Origin of the sequence: Arthrobacter sp. JUb115 (genome assembly GCF_004365035.1) — a bacterium.
GTDB lineage: Bacteria > Actinomycetota > Actinomycetes > Actinomycetales > Micrococcaceae > Glutamicibacter.
This window is the reverse complement of sequence record NZ_SOBS01000015.1, coordinates 14,607-29,766: the sequence shown is the minus strand read 5'-3', so window position 1 is coordinate 29,766 and position 15,160 is coordinate 14,607. Positions and strand designations below refer to the sequence as shown.

The window sequence follows — 15,160 nt, the reverse complement described above, 5'->3', positions numbered from 1 at the left end:
CCAATGACCCCGCACCGATTCCGGCCGGTGCATCTTGTTCATTTCGGCTACCGGCTTCGGTATCCATTTCTTTGCGGCTCCCCTTGCGTGGTTGAGCCAACTCCGCGATTACCCCAGTCGGCAGCCTCTTCACCTTCGTGAGAGGACCCCGCATGCCTTTGACACCACCAGTTACCCTCAATCACCTCAGTTTCGCCTGGCCCTCGGGAGAAAACGCCCTAGCGGATGTGGACGGCACGTTCCCCTCCGGGCTCACCGGCTTGATCGGCGCCAACGGCAGCGGCAAATCGACGTTGCTGAAATTGATCGCCGGACAGTTGCGCCCCACCAGCGGAACGGTAGAAGCCAGTGCGCCGCTGAGCTATCTTCCGCAGACCATCGCTTTGGAAAAGGACACCACCGTCGCCCAGCTGCTGGGGATACATGAGGTCCTGGCAGCTCTGGAAGCCATCGAGTTAGGCAGCATCGACCCGGCAGATTTCGATGCGGTCGGCGCGAACTGGGACGTGGAAGCCCGGGCTCGCGCCGAGCTGGCACCATTGGGCTTCGGCGGCCTGGATCTGGGCCGCAAAATCACCACCTTATCGGGCGGGGAGGTCATGCTGCTGGCGGTACTGGGCCTGCGTCTGGCCGATTCGCCGATCACGCTGCTCGACGAGCCCACGAATAACCTCGATCACCCAACCCGTGAGCTGCTCTACGACCTTGTACGTGCCTGGAAGGGCACGCTGGTCGTGGTCAGCCACGATATCGAGTTGCTCGAGCTCATGGAGCATACGGTGGAGCTTTACGACGGGAAGCTCAGCGTTTTCGGAGGGCCCTACAGCGCTTACCGGGAGCAGCTCGAAACCGAACAGCAGGCAGCCGAGCAGGCAGCCAGAACCGCCCAGGCGTCCCTGAAAGTGGAAAAGCGCCAACGGGTAGAAGCCGAAACGAAATTGGCGCGTGCCAAACGCAAGGGGCGGGCCACCCAGCTTTCCGGAGGCATGCCGAAGATCCTGGCCAACCACCTTCGCCAGAAATCCGAGGCAAACGCCGGGAAGATGCGTTCCAACCTGGATGGCAAGGTCGATTCGGCACAGGCCCGGCTCGATGATGCCGATCAGCGGGTTCGGCAGGCCGAGCACATCAACATCGAGTTGCCCGATCCGCGGCTGCCCTCGGGCAAGCAGGTCGCGGCGCTGGGTCCAGCGGATCACCAGTTCATCATCCAGGGACCCGAACGCGTGGGCCTTGTCGGCCCCAACGGTTCCGGGAAAACCACTCTGCTCAAGCAGATGCTCGCGGGCGAAGCTCCCGGCCCCGGACTGGGCGGACAGCTCTTCCTTGACCGGGTTGGGTATCTGCCCCAGCGACTGGACGGCCTGGATGGGGAACTGAGCGCCATGCAGAACGTGGCATCGGTGGCGCCAGCGGCAACCGCGAACGACGTGCGCAAGATGCTTGCCCGGTTGCTGCTGCGCGGTGACAGCGCCGACCGGCCATTGGCGGTGCTTTCCGGCGGCGAGTGTTTCCGGGTCTATCTGGCGACGCTGCTGCTGGCAGAACCAACTGCGCAGCTGCTCATCCTCGATGAGCCGACGAATAATCTGGATATGGACAGCGTGCGCCAGCTCAGTGAAGCACTGGGCGCCTATAAGGGCGCGTTGCTGGTAGTCAGCCACGATCAGCATTTCCTGTCGCAGCTGGATCTGGACTATTTGCTGGAAGTCGGCCCTCAGGGAACCTTGACGAAGACCTACCCGAATCCGGTTTGATTGCCTTCAGGCAGTGTGCTGGCGGTCTAGACTTGTTCAAAGCACACCGCCGAGGACCGAGAAAGCAAGTTGAATATGTCCTATCCCCAGCGTACCGTCGAAGTCGTTAAGACCGGTCTGGTCATCGACCAGTCCGCAACCCTGCTCTGGCAAGACATCAAACGTGCCTTCATCTATGAAACCGGTTCCGGCCAGGAAGCACTGACCTGCGCTGAATTCATGCTCGTTGAGGGGTACAGCGTGGAGATCAACAGCCAGATGCCCGGCTGGGATTTGGCCATTGAACACCTGACGCAGCGCATTGAAAACCTTGTCGACGAGCGCTAGACACCACTAGGAGCACCCATGGCTACGATCGTTCTCTTCCACCACGTCCAGGGCCTGACACCCGGGGTGCAGGAGATGGCCGCAGAATTGCGCGCCGCTGGCCACACCGTGCACGCACTGGATCTGTACGCCGGCAAGCTGCCCAAGGATTTCGATGCCGGGATGCGCATGGCAGGCAAGCTGACCGCGGACAAGATCCAGGACCGCGTGGACAAGCTATTTGGCAAACTGCCCGAAGAGCTGGTCTACATCGGCACTTCCTGGGGCGCGGCCCTGGCCCAGCAGTGCGCGCAGCAACGTCCCGGCGCCATCGCCGCGATCCTGCTCGAATCCTTCGTGGATCTGGACGCCGACTGGAGCTTCGGGCCGTGGCCGGAAAATGTCCCGGTGCAGATCCATGGTATGGACCAGGACCCGTTCTTCGCGAAGGAAGGCGACCTGGAGGCAGCTCAGCGCTTCGTTGAAGCAGAGGGCGACGATATCGCCCAGCTCTTCACCTACCCTGGCAAGCAGCACCTGTTCACCGACAGCTCGCTTCGCTCGCATGATCCAGAAGCTCGCGCGTTGGTGATGGAACGCATGGTCAAGTTCCTTCAGCCCTACGTCTAGCACGAGGGCAGTCCGCTGGTTCCATGCCGGACAATAAATCGAAAAACCGGACCCGGCTTGCGCTAGCAAGCCGGGTCCGGTTTCATTTCGTGCGCCCTGCGGGGATCGAACCCGCGACCAATGGATTAAAAGTCCAGTGCTCTACCAGCTGAGCTAAAGGCGCACGGCACAAGGCCAGAATCCATACTACCTGATTGATCGGCATGAGTATTAATCGGCGTATTCCGCAATTCGGCAGCCCGTAATTTCCGCTGGATCTTGGGGATTGCAAGCTAAATCACTTGTTAGCGGAGAACTCAGGATCAGCGAGTATTCTGGAGCGCATGAGAGGTGCACGCGCAGGATCAAGAGTTGCCCAGGATGCGGGATTCCGCCATCACAAACCACGCCCCTTCGCCCCGGCAGAATTCGAGCCATACGAGGGTGGCGCGGATCCGGCGCGGGTATCGGAGGCAGCCCACTTATCCGCACAGGCTTTCGTGCGGCGCGGCATCGCCAATAACGATCCCGAAGTATCCCACCGGCTGATCGCGGTGGCTGAAGACGAGGGACTGGAGGTGCTCGCACAGCTGTGGAGCGAAGCCCCGGCCCATTCCCTGCCAGGTGCCCTGTGGCGCTTGTATGCGGTTCGTGCGGCCACCATGAGCAAGCCCGAGGTGCATTCGGCGCGATTCATGGCCGGAGCCCATCGCGCCGAAGTGGAACGCGTCGTTGCCGGAGTAGCTGAACCGCCGACCGCCGAGGAAATGAAGAAGATGACCGGGTCAATCCTCTCCGGCGCCTTCAACGGCGACTTCGCCCATGCCTTGGAACGCACCGCCGCCTATTGCCGGGTATTGGCCTTGGGCATGACCGAGCATGCCGATGCGGCAGATTTCTCCAACAGCGATCGCGGCACCAAACTGACCCAGCAAGCGCGGGCACTGGACGGCACCGCAGCGGACTTGGAAGTCTGCGCCCGCCTTTGGCGCCAAGACGCATTGGACTGAAAACCGGCCCCGCCCCTCTAGGATGGACTGGGGAAGTTACCCCTCAATCTTAGGCAGGTGGGTGTGGGCGCAGCATCGAGGACCAACTCTTCAGGACTCGTGCGCTGGTTGCTGATCTTGATCGCAACGGCGCTGCTTTCGCAAACGGCGCTGAACCTCATCCGCCCGGTGACCACCTATAAGCTCATCTCTTTTGGCTCCGGCGAGTTCACCGTCGGCGTGGTAACCGCGGCCTATGCCATCCTCCCGCTGTTCACCGCGATGATGCTGGGCCGCATCAGTTCGCGGATCCGCAGGGTGCGGTTCTTGATGGTCGCCGGCGTGGCCTTGCTGGCCGCGGGCGGCATCGGCATCAACTTCTCGCCCAACGCATTGACCGTGGCCCTGGCCAGTGCCGTGCTGGGACTTGGGCATCTGATGTTCACCATTGGCGGGCAATCTTCCATAGCCCGGTTCTTCCCCGACAGCGATCTGGACAAGGGATTCGGCTGGTTCACCGCAGCCTATGCGGCCGGGCAATTCGCCGGACCGCTGATCGGCGGCTTGGTGCTCGGCTCCGGCACCGATGCCACTTCCCCGGAACGCATTGCCGATATCAGCCTGTCCTTGTGGATTGCCGCCGGATGCTCATTGCTGGCCATCCCCTTCTTGCTTCCGAGCTGGCAGCCGCGGATCTCCAAAACCAAGTCGAATACTCGCCCGCAGAAGTCCATGGCTTCCCTTGCCTCTGTTTTGCGCGTCAATCGCATGGCTTCGCACATGTTCGCCTCGATGACCCTGCTGGCCATGCTGGACATCCTCACGGCGTTCTTGCCGCTGGTCGCGGAGAAACATGGTGTCACACCGGAAGATGTTGGTGTGCTTTTGGCCATTAGAGGCCTCGCCTCGGTGATATCACGGCTGTTCATCCCCAAGCTCTCGGCCCACTTTGAACGCAACCACCTGCTGGTTACCAGCTTGTACATTTCGGGCATTGCCATTGCGCTGGCACCGGTATTCATCGACAACTTATGGGCCTCGGGAGCCGCGCTGCTGATTGGCGGATTCTTCCTGGGCCTGGGCCAGCCGATGACCATGACCATGATTTCCACGTCGGTTCCGGCGGTGGATCGCGGTGCCGCATTGGCGGTGAGACTCATGGGAAACCGGGTCGGACAAGTAGCTTTGCCGATTATTTCAAGTACCGTGGCTGCCGGTTTGGGGCCGGCGGGCGCGATCTGGTTCTGCTGCGCCCTGCTCTGCCTGAGCGGAGCCGAGAAGAGCGTGCGCCGCTAGCGTGAGAAAACGCACGGGTGGCGGTCTGCGGTTGACAGCACCGGTGCCGGGCGAGAACACTAGGTATCGGTGCCGGGCCGCTGGTAACCCCGGGCTCCAAAATTCTGCCGCTTCGAGCGGCCTTCCGCCGAGAGGCGTTCCCGGTCCGGCACCTTCAAATACGATTCGTTAACTTCCACGTCGTAAACTGTTCTGCGTTGGTACCAATTAGCTGTCGAATCGAATGGTGCGCCGTAAAGTGAAGTTCCAGATCTTTCCCTCCACCTCGCGTGGCATCGAGTTGCTGTGCGGGTTGACGACGACCATTCGCACCTCCGTTGCCAATGTGTCCGAGATGATCGGCTCCCCCGACACCCGTGCGGATCAGCTGCGCGATTTGGCCTCAGCAGAAGCCGAGGCCTCCGATCTGGTGCACGCAGTGCTCACCCACCTGCGAACCAGCTATATCAGCCCGCTTCCCCGCGAAGACATGTACACGCTTTCGCGCTTGCTGCACGAAACCATGGAGCATCTGCGCGGCACCGGCGAACTGATCATGAATGTCGGCTCCACTCCGCTGTCCGAACGTTCCTCGGAGCAGCTCGAGCTCATTTCGCAGCTGGCCGAGCTGGCTTCCGATTCGGTACAGCGCCTGCATAACCTCGATGATCTGGAAGACAACTGGCTGCAGATGCTGCAGTTCTCCAAGCGCGCGGCCCGAACCCACCTGGTGTGGGTCAATGAGATTTCCAAATTCGCCAAGCCGGGAACCATCCACCGCCACCAGCGGGTGGCCGATCACCTGATGCTCACCGCCAACACCCTGCGCCAGTTCGCCGACCACCTCGGTCGCGTGCTGGTGAAGGAGTCCTAGGTAAATGGCCATCCTTTCGGTCCTCACCGGAATCGCGATCGTCCTCACCCTGGGCTATGGCGTGCTCAACGGCTTCAGGGATGCCTCCACCGCCGTCGCGGCCTCGATCCGCACCAGGGCGCTGCGTCCTGCTGTTGCGGTCTCAGTGGCCGCCCTATTCGCCTTCCTGGGCACCTTGGCGACCACGGGACTGAGCGTGGCCCTGGTGGACAAGCTGAACTTCAACGTTCCCGATGGCGTGGTCGGCCTGAAGCTGCTGATCTGCGGTCTGCTGACCGCCGGGGCCTGGGGCCTTTACTGCTGGTGGCGCGGACTGCCGGTCAGTTCCACCCACGCGCTGTTCTCCGGCCTGGTAGGCGCCAGCGGCGCCTCGGCCTTCATGGGCGATATGTCGATGTCCGGCGCCTGGGGCCTGTTGCTGGGCTCGGTGCTCCTGCCCTTGCTGGTCACTCCGGCAGTTGCCTACATTTTGTCGTATGCGCTGGTGATTCCAGCAACCTGGCTGATGCGCCACAACACCTCGCGGTCGGTCAACAACGGGTCGCGCGCAGGCCAGGCCATCGCCGCTTGCGCCGTGGCCCTGGGATTGGGACTGCAAGACGGCCAGCGTACCGGTGCGATGATCGCCCTGGTGCTGATCACCGGGCATGCGATGGATCCGGGGCCGATGACCTGGGCGATCCAGCTGGCCGCAGGTGCGGCGCTGAGCCTGGGAGTGCTGCTGGGCGGATGGCGCATCACCTACACGCTCAGTCGACGGCTGGTGAACTTCGATCCGCTGCGCGGAATGATCGCCCAGGGCGTGGCCGCAACCATGCTGTTCCTCGGCTCGCTGGTCTTGCATTTGCCGCTGTCCACCACGCAGGCGGTCACCAGCGGCATCGTCGGTGCCGGCAATAACCAGGCCTTTGAATCGGTGGTCTGGCGCAATGTCAGCAAGGTGCTGGTGCATTGGGTCCTGACCCCGGCCATCTGCGTTGCCGGTGGCGCGATCCTGACCTTGGCGGTGCACCCGCTGCTGGGCAACGCCTAGTCTTCACCTGGAATGAAGAGGTCTTCGATCTTGCACCCGAAGACCGCTGAAAGCTTGAAGGCCAGCGGCAAGGACGGGTCGTAACGGCCCTTTTCCAGTGAGATAATCGTCTGCCGCGAGACGCCAAGCAGGTCCGCCAACGCCTGTTGGGAGAACCCGTGTTCCTTGCGGTATTCGCTGAGGTTGTTCTCCACTAGCTTTCGGCTCGCTTAACCAATTGGTACCTGATCATGTAATCGAGCAGGGCGGCCAAGATCAGCCCCGCAAAAACCAATGGTACCGGCCAGGCAGGCATCTGGCCTGCGATTAGTGACACCAGCGAGACCGTCACGCAGCCAAGTCCCAGAATTGTGATCAGGTCCCGGTAAACGCCTGCCTGAGCGCGGGTATGCCAGTTCTGCTCGACAGTTTGTTCAGGATTCTTCGCGAGCTTGGGTAGGGAGCTGCGGTCAACGAAGAAGAACCATGCAATCGCGCTGGCCACCAGCCAGAAGGTGAATGCCAAGTTGATCCACGCTGGCCAGAACCCTTCATCGAAGTCCACCAGCAGGCTGATCAGGGTGCTCAGCACGACGGCGGCAAGCAGGCCGCTTCCCAGGACCAGTGTGATCATCAACGCCTTACCCCCGCCGAAACGGGAGCGGCCCAGCGCCAGGGTGCGCGGTTCGATTCCTCGGTTGCCCATCAGCCTTCCACCTTCTTGATCACCAAGTAGCGCACGAGCACGTCCACGGCAGCCAGCAGCACGACCCCGACAAGCAGCATCACCGGATCTACGTCAATGCGCAGCAAGCCCAGCGCCATGGCGCCTAGCCCGCACAGGGCGATCAGATCATTGAATGCACCGAAAACCGCCTTTTCGTACCACTTTCCCTCGATAGAGGAATCGGGATCTTTCACGGCTCCGGCAAGAGTGTCCCGGTCGAGCATTATTACCCAGCACAGGGCGAAAGTTGCCGGCAGCATCAGCAGTGCAAAGACCAGCCCGGCCAGCATCTTGCGCTGCTGATCGGCCTCGGGGCCGAATGTCCACCAGATCAGCGCCATGGCAGCGCAGAGCACCAGGCCCCCGAGCAGCGACAGGAGCATCAGCAAGGCCGTCGATCCGCCAAATCGCGAACGGCCCCATTTGCTTTGGCCAACTGACTCTTTTGAATCCACCGTTATCCCCTTTCCGATAAATGTAAACCTCACTTTACTGACAAGCTTGCTTTACAGTCAAGGGTGCTTTACATCAGTAGTTAAAGTGCAGCGGCGCACCGTAATCGGTGCGCCGCTGGCGGTGATCCCCTCCAGGATCCCCGGAAGACCCCCCTTCCGGTCCGTCTACCGCCAGCTCAAGGAGCGGCGGCATACGAAATCTTTATCCGAAGCGCCCGGAGACGTAATCTTCTGTGGCCTTCTGCTCCGGGTTGGAGAAGATGGCTGCGGTGTCGTTGAACTCGATGAGCTTGCCCGGCTTGCCGGTGCCCGCAATGTTGAAGAAGGCGGTGCGGTCGCTGACGCGTGCGGCCTGCTGCATATTGTGGGTCACGATCACCACGGTGTAGTCGTTCTTCAGTTCGTTGATCAGGTCCTCGATTGCCAGCGTGGAAATCGGGTCCAGTGCCGAGCAAGGCTCGTCCATCAAGATCACGTCCGGCTTGACCGCAATGGTGCGGGCGATGCACAGGCGCTGCTGCTGGCCGCCAGAAAGGCCCGAGCCTGGCTTGTCCAGACGGTCCTTGACTTCGTTCCACAGGTTCGCGCCGCGCAGCGACTTCTCAACCAGGGAGTCGGCATCGGACTTGGAGATCTTCTGGCCGTTCAGCTTCACGCCGGCGAGTACGTTGTCCTTGATGGACATGGTCGGGAACGGGTTCGGACGCTGGAAGACCATGCCGATCTGGCTGCGTACGGTCACCGGGTCAACGCCGGCACCATACAGGTCATCGCCGTCCAGCAGCACCTGGCCCTCGACGCGGCCGCCGGGGATGACTTCGTGCATGCGGTTCAGGGTGCGCAGGAAGGTGGACTTGCCGCAGCCCGATGGGCCGATGAAAGCGGTGACGGACTTCGGCTCGATGTTGATCGAGACGCCTTCAACGGCGAGGAACTTGGAGTAGTAGACGTTCAGATCGTTGACGTCAATGCGTTTTGCCATGATGTAATCCTTGGAAAGTTTGGGTTGTCCGGACCGGAGCCTTAGCTCAACGGCCCTTCTTTGGGGCGAAGATCGAGGCGACCAGGCGGGCGAGGAGGTTCAACGCCATCACCATGAAGATCAGCAGCAGGGCCGCGGCCCAGGCTCGCTGTACCGACGGGTCGATGTTCGTCGGGCTGGTCGGGGTCAGGATCTGGTAGTAGATGAAGGTCGGCAGCGTGGACATCCAGTTTGCGAAGACGTTCATGTTGATCTGGCTTGCGATGCCTGCGGTGACCAGGATTGGCGCGGTCTCTCCGATCACGCGGGCGATGGCCAGGGTGACGCCCGAGGCGATGCCGGAGATCGCGGTCGGGATGACGACCTTCAAGATGGTGCGCCAGCGGCGCACGCCCAGCGCGAAGGAAGCTTCACGCAGTTCGTTGGGAACGATCTTGAGCATTTCCTCGGTGGAGCGGACCACCGTTGGGATCATCAGCACGCTCAACGCGACCGCCGCGACGATGCCCATGCGGGCGTTCGGACCCAGGATCATGCCGAAGAAGGCCGCTGCGAACAGGCCGGCAACGATCGAAGGAATGCCGGTCATCACGTCGACGAAGAAGGTGATCGCCTTGGACAGCGCCTTGCCCTGCCCGTATTCCACCAGGTAGACAGCGGTCAGCATGCCCACTGGAACGGAGATCAAGGTGGCCCACAGGGTGATCAGCAAGGTGCCCATCACCGCGTGGTACGCGCCGCCGACTACCGGGGTGCCATTGGCGACGGATTCATTGTCCACCGCGCCGGTCACGCCGTTCATGGAGCTGAACAGGAAGTGGCTGTTCAGGCCCGGCATGCCCTTTTCCAGCACCGTATAGAGCACGGATACCAGCGGGATCACGGCGACGATGAACGCCGCGTAGATCAGGTAGGTCCACATCGCGTTCTTGCCGCGGCGCTTGCCTTCAGCTGCGGTGGTGATCACGGAGGCGGCCACCAGGAAGATGAGCGCCGAGTAGATGGCGAAGGAGGCAACGTTGAAGCCGGTCAGCGTGGACGCTGCCGCGCCGACAATGATGGCGCCTGCGGCGATCGCCCAGATGGCCCACTTCGGCAGCTTGCCCTTGGCCAAGGAGTTGCGCTTGCGCACCGGTGGAGTCGGGGCCCCGGGCCTGTTGCTCTGGTTAGTAGTCATGGTGCTCATCAGTTAGCTCCCGAGAATTCCTTGTGGCGGGCGATGATTCCACGAGCGATCATGTTCACGACCAGGGTGATCAGGAACAGGACCAGGCCGGCGGCGATCAGCTCCGCCAGGCGCAGGCCGAAGGCCTCAGGGAAGTTCAAGGCGATTTCCGCGGCGATCGTCTGGTTGCCGGTCTTGATCAGCGATGGGATCAGGTTGCCGGTGGAGAGCACCAGCGCAACGGCCATGGTCTCGCCCAAGGCGCGGCCCAGACCCAGCATGACGGCGGAAATGATGCCCGGACGGGCGAACGGGATCACCGCGGTGGTGATCATTTCCCAGCGGGTTGCGCCCAGTGCCAGCGCGGCTTCCTCGTGCAGCTTGGGAGTCTGCAAGAAGATCTCGCGGCTCAGCGAGGTGATGATCGGCAGCACCATCACGGCCAGCACGATGCCGGCGGTGAGCATGGTCTTGCCGGTCTGGCTGGCGGGGCCTTCGAAGATGGGGATGAAGCCCAGATTCTTGGCCAGCCATTCGTAGCCTGGAACCAGAGCCGGAGCGAGCACCATGTAGCCCCACGCGCCGTAGATCACCGAGGGGATCGCGGCGAGCAGATCGATCAGGTAGCCCAGCGGGCCTGCGACCTTGCGTGGAGCGAAGTGCGAGATGAACAGCGCCACGCCGATGCCGATCGGGGTGGCGATCAGCAGCGCGATAGCCGCTGCGATCACGGTGCCGATAACAATCGGCCAGATGTAAGCGAAGAATCCTGCGCCGCCGGAAATCTCCGCCGGATCGGCGAAGAACGTCGGCAGGGCTTGGATCAGCAAGAAGACCGCGACCGCGAAGAGCGTGATCAGGATCAGGACACCGGCGCCCAGGGCGGCACCGGAGAAGATCTTGTCACCAGCGCGGCCGGAAGTCGATGACTTGCTTGTCAAAGCATTGGTAGTCATGGCTAGAGCCTTTACGAAACGGGGGTGGTGCAGTTTTCACTGCGGGGGTGGAGGGGTACTGCTGGTGCGGGTGGGTGAGTTCGTCCACCCGCACCTGGTGCCGGTTGCCCGGCGGGGTACTACTCGGCGACGGTGATGCCGTCGATCGACTTCTTTGCCTTCTCGGCAATGGCTGCCGAGATCGGGGCGTTGCCTGCCGAAGCCTGCGCGGTCTTCTGGCCATCTTCGGAGATGACGTAGTTGCCGAAGGCCTTGACCAGATCGGCTGTTGCCTGGTCCTTGTAGCTGCTGCAGAAGATGTGGTACGAAACCAGGACGATTGGGTAGGTGCCCGCTTCGGTGGTGTCGCGCTCCAGGTCCAGAGCCAGGTCGTTCTCGGCTGCGCCTTCAACTGGGGTTGCGGTCTCCAGGGCCTTGGCAGCTGCTTCAGCAGAAATCTTGGTGTATTCCTCGCCGACCTTCACGTTCACGGTGGACAGGCCGCCCACTGCGGAGAAGTCGGCGTAGGTGATTGCGCCGTTGGTGGAGGTGGTGGTCGAAACCACGCCAGAGGTGCCCTTGGCATTCTCCGACTGGATGTCGCTTGGCCAGTCGCCGGAAACATCGTAGCTCCAAACGTCAGCCGCTGCGGCCTTCAGGTACTCGACGAAGTTCTCGGTGGTACCGGACTCATCATTGCGGTGCACCACGGTGATTGCGGTGTCCGGGAGTTCAACGCCTTCGTTCTGCTTGGCGATAGCCTCATCGTTCCACTTGGTGATTTCCTTCTTGAACACCTTGGCGATGGTGGCTGCGTCCATGTTGATCTCTTCAACGCCTTCGAGGTTGAAAGCGATCGCGATCGGCGAAACGTAGGCCGGGATGTTGAATGCGCCTTCTGGGCCGCAAACTTCCTTGGCCTTTTCGGCTTCGTCTTCCTTCAGGTATGCATCCGAGCCGGCGAACTGCGCGCCACCTGCCAGGAATGCTTCGCGGCCTGCGCCGGAGCCATCTGGCGAGTACTGCACGTTGGCTTCCGGGTTGGCGGTCTTGAAGCCGGTGGTCCATGCTTCCATGGCCGAGTTCTGGCTGGATGCGCCGATGCCGGTCAGGGTTCCGGTGACACCGGATGCTGCCGACGCCTCGGCACCTTCAGAACCTGCTGCGGCGGTTGGGTTATCCGAGCCGCAAGCGGTCAGCGCGAGTGCCGCTACGGAAAGAACAGCAGCTGCGCTGCCAAAGCGATTGAGCTTCACGAGATTTACTCCCCATGTTGGTAGATCGATGTAAAACCTTCAGCGGCGTCTTCCCGCTTCATCTACGACGTTAAAGATCGAAAGTAACCAGCTCCCCCGGCAAAGGTGAACATAAGGTTAACAACATACCCGAAGCCAAGTGATCCTGCTCACCAGCGCAATATCCCGGCAGCTTCTGCCACCTGCCGCCGAACACGTGGAAGACTGAAGCCATGGCAACTGGGCGGAAAGTGAAGCGCATGCCAGCGCATCTATTCGGATTCATAGCGCAGCGCAATCGCGCTGGGCTGATACGCTCGCGCAACTCCCTGCCTAGAATCCTGCGCATGACGCTTGGCGCAATCGGAGCCTTTTGGATCGCCGAAAGCATCTGGGGACATTCCCAACCGATTTTCGCAGCCACCAGCGCGCTGGTTTCCCTGGGCTTCGGTGCCTCCACCACCGTGCGCAAAACCGCCGAAGTCGCCCTGGGGTGCACCCTGGGGGTGGCGCTGGGCGATACCCTCATGCACTGGTTCGGGCAGGGGATCTGGCAGGCCGCACTGGTGATGTCGCTGAGTCTGGTCATTGCCCGCTATTTGGATTCCGGTGCCATCTTCTCCACCCAGCTGGGCATGCAATCGGCACTGGTAGTGCTGCTGCCCATCAGCGCGGATGGGCCATTTGCCCGTTCCATCGATGCCCTGACCGGGTCCCTGCTTGCCCTGCTGGTGATTATTTTCTGGCCTACCGACCCGCGGCGCAGCCCGGTGTCCGCGTTATCGGATCTGTTCAAGGAGCTCTCCGAAGCGCTTTTGGAATGCGCCTGGGCCATCCGCGACGATGACCGGCGCGCAGCCTTCCACGCACTGATCAAGGCTCGCGGAACCCAGAAGTACCTGGATATGCTGCCAGCCGCCTTCCGCGCTTCGAAGGAAATCGCAACGATTTCCCCCACCGGGCGTCGCCACCGCCATGAACTGAACCGGCTATCCAAGCGTTTCAACCACTACGACTGGGCCGCCCGCAACTCGCGGGTCTTCGCCCGGCGCCTTGCTTCCGTGCTCAGCAACAGCGCACTGACCCCGGAAGGCGCGCAAACCTTGGCTCCCCTGATGCGCGAGCTATCCGAAGCGGTCAACACGTTGGCGCATTCGGTGCGCGAAACCACGGTGGCTGGCCAACGCAAATACGAGAAGGCCGCCCAGCTGCAGCTCGAAGGCGTCGCCGCCCAGCTGGATCCGCGCGCCCTGGGAGTTGAGGGACTCCAGGGCGAAGGCCTGGTCTTGCTGCTGCGCCCGATGGTGGTGGATCTGCTCGAAGCGGCCGGCCGCGAACACGAAGAAGCCATCGAAGTGCTGCCCAAGCTGTCCTGAACGAAAATGTCCGCATAGCTCGATAGCATTGAGCCATGGCCAAAACCTCCACTCGCAGCAAGTCTTCCGCATCGTTCAAATGCTCTGAATGCGGGTGGACCACGATTAAGTGGGTGGGCCGCTGCGGCGAATGCCAGGCCTGGGGCACTGTCGAAGAAGTGGGTGTCGTCTCCGCCCGTACCGTAGCCGCGGCCAAGGTGGCCCACCCAGCCAAGCCGATCGCGCAGATTGACGGCTCCGAAGCGGCCTTCCGCCCCAGCGGCGTCTCCGAACTTGACCGCGTGCTCGGTGGCGGCCTGGTTCCGGCAGCCGCGATCCTGCTGGCCGGCGAACCTGGCGTGGGCAAGTCCACGCTGCTCTTGGACGTTGCCGCGAAAGCCGCGCAAACCGGCTTGCGCGTGCTCTATCTAACCGGTGAAGAGTCCGCCGCGCAGGTAAAGTCCCGCGCCGAACGCATCAACGCCATCGCCGATACGCTGTTCCTGGCCGCCGAAACCGACCTGGCTCTGGCCTTGGGGCAGATCCAGGAGATCGATCCGCAGCTGCTGATCCTGGACTCGGTGCAGACCTTCTCCTCGGCAGAGGTGGACGGCGCTGCCGGCGGCGTTTCCCAGGTGCGCGAAGTCGCTGCCTCGATCATCAACGCGGCCAAGACCCGAGCCATGTCCACCATCATGGTCGGCCACGTGACCAAGGAAGGTTCGGTCGCCGGCCCACGGCTGCTCGAGCACCTGGTGGACGTGGTCTGCCAGTTCGATGGCGAGAAGCATTCGCGGTTGCGCATCCTGCGCGCGCTGAAGAACCGCTACGGAGCCACCGACGAGGTGGGCTGCTTCGATTTGAATGAAGACGGCATTGAATCGCTGACCGATCCTTCCAAGCTTTTCGTCACCCGAACCCGCACCCCGGTGCCGGGCACCTGCATCACCGTCACGATGGAGGGCCGCCGGCCGCTGGTTGCCGAGGTGCAGACCTTGCTCTCGCGCAGCAATGCCCCTGCTGCCCGCCGGGCCACCAGTGGCTTGGATGCCGCGCGGGCGCAAATGGTTGTGGCGGTGCTGCAGGCCCGCGCGCATATGGATCTGTCGTCCATGGACTCGTATATCGCCACCGTGGGTGGCGTGAAAATTGCCGAACCCGCCTCGGATCTGGCCTGCGCGCTGGCATTGGCTTCTTCGATGAATGAATTCCCGCTGCCGCAGGACTTCGTGGCCTTCGGCGAAGTCGGCTTGGCCGGCGAAGTTCGGCAAGTACCGGAAATCTCACGGCGCATCACCGAGGCGCAGCGTCTGGGCTTCTCTTTCGCGATGGCTCCGGCCACCCCGGAACCGTTGAAGAATATCCCCGAGGGCATCCGCGTATTCCAGGTGGAGAACATCGCGCAGGCGCTGGATATTGCGTTTAACCAGCGACAGAAGCCCGCAGGATAAACTTGATTGTTGCTGCCCGCCGAAAGGACGCAA

General features: G+C 62.1%; 15 protein-coding genes, 1 tRNA gene and 1 pseudogene. 9 read left to right on the top strand and 8 right to left on the bottom strand.

Going from position 1 to position 15,160, the window contains the following annotated elements; genetic code table 11:
* The first annotated feature begins 152 nt into the window (after window positions 1–152).
* From EDF61_RS17910 to EDF61_RS17900, 3 genes and pseudogenes are all read left to right on the top strand, one after another.
* Window positions 153–1,757 carry an ABC-F family ATP-binding cassette domain-containing protein gene (locus EDF61_RS17910; RefSeq protein ID WP_133835046.1) on the top strand — a complete coding sequence of 535 codons (1,605 nt, stop codon included), beginning with the start codon at window positions 153–155 and terminating at the stop codon, window positions 1,755–1,757.
* Window positions 1,758–1,832: 75 nt separating this feature from the next.
* Window positions 1,833–2,084, top strand: a complete 252-nt coding sequence (locus EDF61_RS17905) for a hypothetical protein (protein ID WP_013347523.1) — start codon at window positions 1,833–1,835, stop codon at window positions 2,082–2,084.
* Window positions 2,085–2,099: 15 nt separating this feature from the next.
* Window positions 2,100–2,693 (top strand): annotated as a pseudogene (locus EDF61_RS17900) (dienelactone hydrolase family protein); the annotation flags it as partial.
* 90 nt (window positions 2,694–2,783) lie between these two features.
* Here the strand turns inward: EDF61_RS17900 and EDF61_RS17895 are convergent.
* Window positions 2,784–2,856, bottom strand: a tRNA-Lys gene (locus EDF61_RS17895).
* Window positions 2,857–3,016: 160 nt separating this feature from the next.
* Between EDF61_RS17895 and EDF61_RS17890 the strand changes: the two genes are divergently transcribed.
* The 4 genes from EDF61_RS17890 (at window position 3,017) to EDF61_RS17875 (ending at window position 6,843) form a co-directional block, all read left to right on the top strand.
* The gene (locus EDF61_RS17890) at window positions 3,017–3,682 is read left to right on the top strand and encodes a hypothetical protein (protein ID WP_133835044.1); all 666 of its coding nucleotides are present in this window, start codon (window positions 3,017–3,019) and stop codon (window positions 3,680–3,682) included.
* 63 nt (window positions 3,683–3,745) lie between these two features.
* Window positions 3,746–4,957, top strand: coding sequence for an MFS transporter (locus EDF61_RS17885; RefSeq protein ID WP_286172346.1), 1,212 nt, complete (start codon window positions 3,746–3,748; stop codon window positions 4,955–4,957).
* A 238-nt stretch (window positions 4,958–5,195) separates the two neighbouring features.
* Entirely contained in the window at window positions 5,196–5,810 is a 615-nt protein-coding gene (locus tag EDF61_RS17880) for a hypothetical protein (RefSeq protein ID WP_041649201.1), read from the top strand.
* A 4-nt stretch (window positions 5,811–5,814) separates the two neighbouring features.
* Entirely contained in the window at window positions 5,815–6,843 is a 1,029-nt protein-coding gene (locus EDF61_RS17875; protein WP_133835043.1) for an inorganic phosphate transporter, read from the top strand.
* Here the strand turns inward: EDF61_RS17875 and EDF61_RS17870 are convergent.
* The 7 genes from EDF61_RS17870 to pstS form a co-directional block, all read right to left on the bottom strand.
* Window positions 6,840–7,037, bottom strand: coding sequence for a helix-turn-helix transcriptional regulator (locus EDF61_RS17870; protein WP_133835042.1), 198 nt, complete (start codon window positions 7,035–7,037; stop codon window positions 6,840–6,842). The two genes, EDF61_RS17875 and EDF61_RS17870, sit on opposite strands and share 4 nt — an antisense overlap.
* Window positions 7,037–7,528, bottom strand: coding sequence for a hypothetical protein (locus EDF61_RS17865; RefSeq protein ID WP_133835041.1), 492 nt, complete (start codon window positions 7,526–7,528; stop codon window positions 7,037–7,039). The genes EDF61_RS17870 and EDF61_RS17865 overlap by 1 nt, the downstream gene beginning before the upstream one ends.
* Window positions 7,528–8,004, bottom strand: coding sequence for a hypothetical protein (locus EDF61_RS17860; protein ID WP_133835040.1), 477 nt, complete (start codon window positions 8,002–8,004; stop codon window positions 7,528–7,530). The genes EDF61_RS17865 and EDF61_RS17860 overlap by 1 nt, the downstream gene beginning before the upstream one ends.
* Window positions 8,005–8,206: 202 nt before the next feature.
* A complete protein-coding gene (gene pstB / locus EDF61_RS17855; RefSeq protein WP_013347511.1) occupies window positions 8,207–8,986 on the bottom strand; it encodes a phosphate ABC transporter ATP-binding protein PstB in 780 nt (259 codons plus the stop codon).
* Window positions 8,987–9,032: 46 nt separating this feature from the next.
* Entirely contained in the window at window positions 9,033–10,172 is a 1,140-nt protein-coding gene (gene pstA / locus EDF61_RS17850; protein ID WP_133835039.1) for a phosphate ABC transporter permease PstA, read from the bottom strand.
* On the bottom strand, window positions 10,172–11,107 hold the full coding sequence (gene pstC, locus EDF61_RS17845; RefSeq protein WP_105659002.1) for a phosphate ABC transporter permease subunit PstC: 936 nt from the start codon (window positions 11,105–11,107) through the stop codon (window positions 10,172–10,174). Before pstC ends, pstA begins: the two co-directional genes overlap by 1 nt.
* A 119-nt stretch (window positions 11,108–11,226) precedes the next feature.
* Entirely contained in the window at window positions 11,227–12,342 is a 1,116-nt protein-coding gene (gene pstS, locus EDF61_RS17840; protein ID WP_105659003.1) for a phosphate ABC transporter substrate-binding protein PstS, read from the bottom strand.
* A 326-nt stretch (window positions 12,343–12,668) separates the two neighbouring features.
* Here pstS and EDF61_RS17835 point away from each other — a divergent pair, with 326 nt between their 5' ends.
* Together EDF61_RS17835 and radA are read left to right on the top strand one after the other, a co-directional pair.
* Window positions 12,669–13,697, top strand: coding sequence for an FUSC family protein (locus EDF61_RS17835; RefSeq protein WP_286134711.1), 1,029 nt, complete (start codon window positions 12,669–12,671; stop codon window positions 13,695–13,697).
* Window positions 13,698–13,732: 35 nt separating this feature from the next.
* Entirely contained in the window at window positions 13,733–15,127 is a 1,395-nt protein-coding gene (gene radA / locus EDF61_RS17830; RefSeq protein ID WP_105659005.1) for a DNA repair protein RadA, read from the top strand.
* Window positions 15,128–15,160 lie beyond the last annotated feature (33 nt).